Here is a 2,306-nt window from a genome sequence, read left to right as displayed (position 1 = left end):
CGGCCCGAGCGCCCCGCACGGCCCGTACCCGACCGGCCCGCCCTCACCGAATTGCCGGAACTGCCCGAGACCCGGCTGCCGGCCGCTCCGCCGCGCTCCCGGGCGGAGGTCTGCGCGCTGGGCGAGCGGTACGGGGGGTGGGCGCCCGGCAGCGATCCGGCGCGGATCTGCCGTGGGGCGTACGGCTCCTGACCCGTCCGGCCGGCCCTCAGGCGCCCCGGAGCCGCCGTTCCAGGCGGTCGATGGCGGCCCGCACCCCGTTGCCGTAGCCGTCGTCGTCGAGCGCCTCCGAGGCGGCGCGGGCCCGGTCCAGATGGAGCCGGGCCGCCTCGGGCCGCTGGAGCTTCAGGTAGTCGGCGGCGAGATTGAGGTGGAGGGAGGGGTACAGCGCCCGCAGCGCCACCGCCGAGTCATGGACGGCGAGCCGCTCCTCCCCCAGTTCACCGGCCGCGTTGAGCGCCCGGAGGTCCCAGGCCAGCTCGTCGCCGGGGTCGTCCTGGGCGTCGGCCATGTAGTGGGCGAGGGTGCAGCGGTGCAGCGGGTCCCCGTCGGGACCGATCTGCTCCCACAGCAGCCCGAAGCGGTTGCGGGCCTCCTCCCGGTCACCGCCGTGGAGCAGCATCATGGCCTGCCCGATCCTGGTCATGACACCGTCGTCCGCCACCTGCCGCTGCTCGGTCACCGCGACCTCCACGCACTCGCACTCCCGGAAGACATGACGCTAGCCCCAGCCGGCCCGGATCGGGCCGAGGCTCAGCCGAGGTCCGGGATCCGCCAGTCGATCGGCTCGTGGCCCTGGGCGGCGACGGCCTCGTTGATCCGGGTGAAGGGGCGCGAGCCGAAGAACTTCTTCGCCGACAGCGGCGAGGGGTGGGCCCCCTTGACCACGACGTGCCGCTCCTCGTCGATGAGCGGCAGCTTCTTCTGCGCGTAGTTGCCCCACAGGACGAAGACGGCCGGGTCGGGCCGCGAGGCCACGGCGCGGATCACCGCGTCCGTGAACTTCTCCCAGCCCTTGCCCTTGTGGGAGTTCGCCTCGCCGGAACGTACGGTCAGCACCGCGTTGAGCAGCAGGACGCCCTGCCGCGCCCACGGCATCAGATAGCCGTTGTCCGGGACCGGGTGGCCGAGCTCGGCCTGCATCTCCTTGTAGATGTTCCGCAGGGAGGGCGGGGTCTTCACGCCCGGCCGCACCGAGAAGCAGAGTCCGTGTCCCTGCCCCTCGCCGTGGTAGGGGTCCTGACCGAGGATCAGGACCTTCACCCGGTCGTACGGGGTGGCCTCCAGCGCCGCGAAGACCTCGTCCTTCGGCGGGTAGACCGGCCCCTTGGCCCGCTCCTCCTCGACGAACTCGGTGAGCTGCGCGAAGTACGGCTTGCGCAGCTCCTCGCCGAGCACGTCCCGCCAGGACTCGGGCAGCATGCTGGTGTCGGTCACGGTCAACAACCTCCGGTGGACGTCCCTGTTTCTGGTACGGAACCTACCGGGGGCCACTGACAACCGGTCCCGCGGGCCGGTCCCGGCGCCTCCTACCAGCTGGCCAGACGGCTCAGCTCCCACAGCTGCATGACGGTCTGCGGGTCCAGGGCGCGCTCGCCGCCGCCGATGTCCTCACCGGCCGCGATGTAGAGCTTGCCCTGCCACAGGGGCAGCAGGCGGACGTCGCGGACCATGATCTCCTGGGCCTCCACGAACTCGTCCGTGACGGCCGCGCGGTCGCTCTCGCGGCGCGACTGCGGGAGCAGTTCGTCGGTGATGCGGCGGCTCTCGTAGGGCGTGCCGAGGACGTTCTTCTTCCCCATGAAGGGGGCGACGAAGTTGTCCGGGTCCGGGAAGTCGGGGAACCAGCCGCGGCCGAAGACGGGGTACTGGCCCTTCTGGTAACCGGACTGGAACTCCTTCCACGGCTTGCCGACGAGGGTGACCTTGAACAGGCCCGAGGCCTCCAGCTGCCGCTCGAGTTCGGCGAACTCGGCCGCCGTGGCGGAGCCGTACCGGTCGGTGGCGTACCCGAAGGTCAGCTGGACCGGCTCGGTGATGCCCGCCTCGCGCAGCAGCGCCTTGGCCTTGGGGACGCTCGGGGAGCCGAAGCGGTCGTAGAACTTGGTGGTGTGGGCGGCGATGCCCTTGGGGACCATCGAGTACAGCGGCTCGGCGGTGCCCTGGTAGACGGTGCTGACGAGCGCCTCGCGGTCGACGACCTGGGCGATGGCCTTGCGGACGGCCGGCTTGGCGACGGTGGGGTCCGTGGCGTTGAAGACCAGGTAGCGGATGTCGGCGCCGGTGGACTCGATGATCTGGAGGGA

At 71.6% G+C, this 2,306-nt stretch carries 3 protein-coding genes and 1 pseudogene; 1 reads left to right on the top strand and 3 read right to left on the bottom strand.

Annotated elements, in window-relative coordinates:
* Positions 1–192: pseudogene (locus RIF68_RS34750) on the top strand (hypothetical protein); the annotation flags it as partial.
* Positions 193–208: 16 nt separating this feature from the next.
* Here the strand turns inward: RIF68_RS34750 and RIF68_RS34745 are convergent.
* The 3 genes from RIF68_RS34745 to RIF68_RS34735 all read right to left on the bottom strand — a co-directional run.
* Complete coding sequence (locus RIF68_RS34745) at positions 209–646, bottom strand: hypothetical protein (RefSeq protein ID WP_375165788.1); 438 nt, start codon at positions 644–646, stop codon at positions 209–211.
* A 107-nt stretch (positions 647–753) separates the two neighbouring features.
* Positions 754–1,437 carry a uracil-DNA glycosylase gene (gene ung / locus RIF68_RS34740; protein WP_309055502.1) on the bottom strand — a complete coding sequence of 228 codons (684 nt, stop codon included), beginning with the start codon at positions 1,435–1,437 and terminating at the stop codon, positions 754–756.
* 92 nt (positions 1,438–1,529) lie between these two features.
* On the bottom strand, positions 1,530–2,306 hold a 777-nt coding region (locus RIF68_RS34735; RefSeq protein ID WP_309055500.1), incomplete at its 5' end, for an ABC transporter substrate-binding protein.

The organism is Streptomyces sp. (assembly GCF_031178505.1).
In the GTDB taxonomy this organism is placed as follows: Bacteria; Actinomycetota; Actinomycetes; order Streptomycetales; family Streptomycetaceae; genus Streptomyces; species Streptomyces gulbargensis.
Note: the sequence above shows the minus strand (reverse complement) of the source record. Positions and strands in the feature narration are given on the sequence as shown.

What these genes read in the sequence shown, in the direction of transcription:
- RIF68_RS34745 (WP_375165788.1), bottom strand. Translation starts at nt 646, where the DNA reads ATGACCAGGATCGGGCAGGCCATGATGCTGCTCCACGGCGGTGACCGG.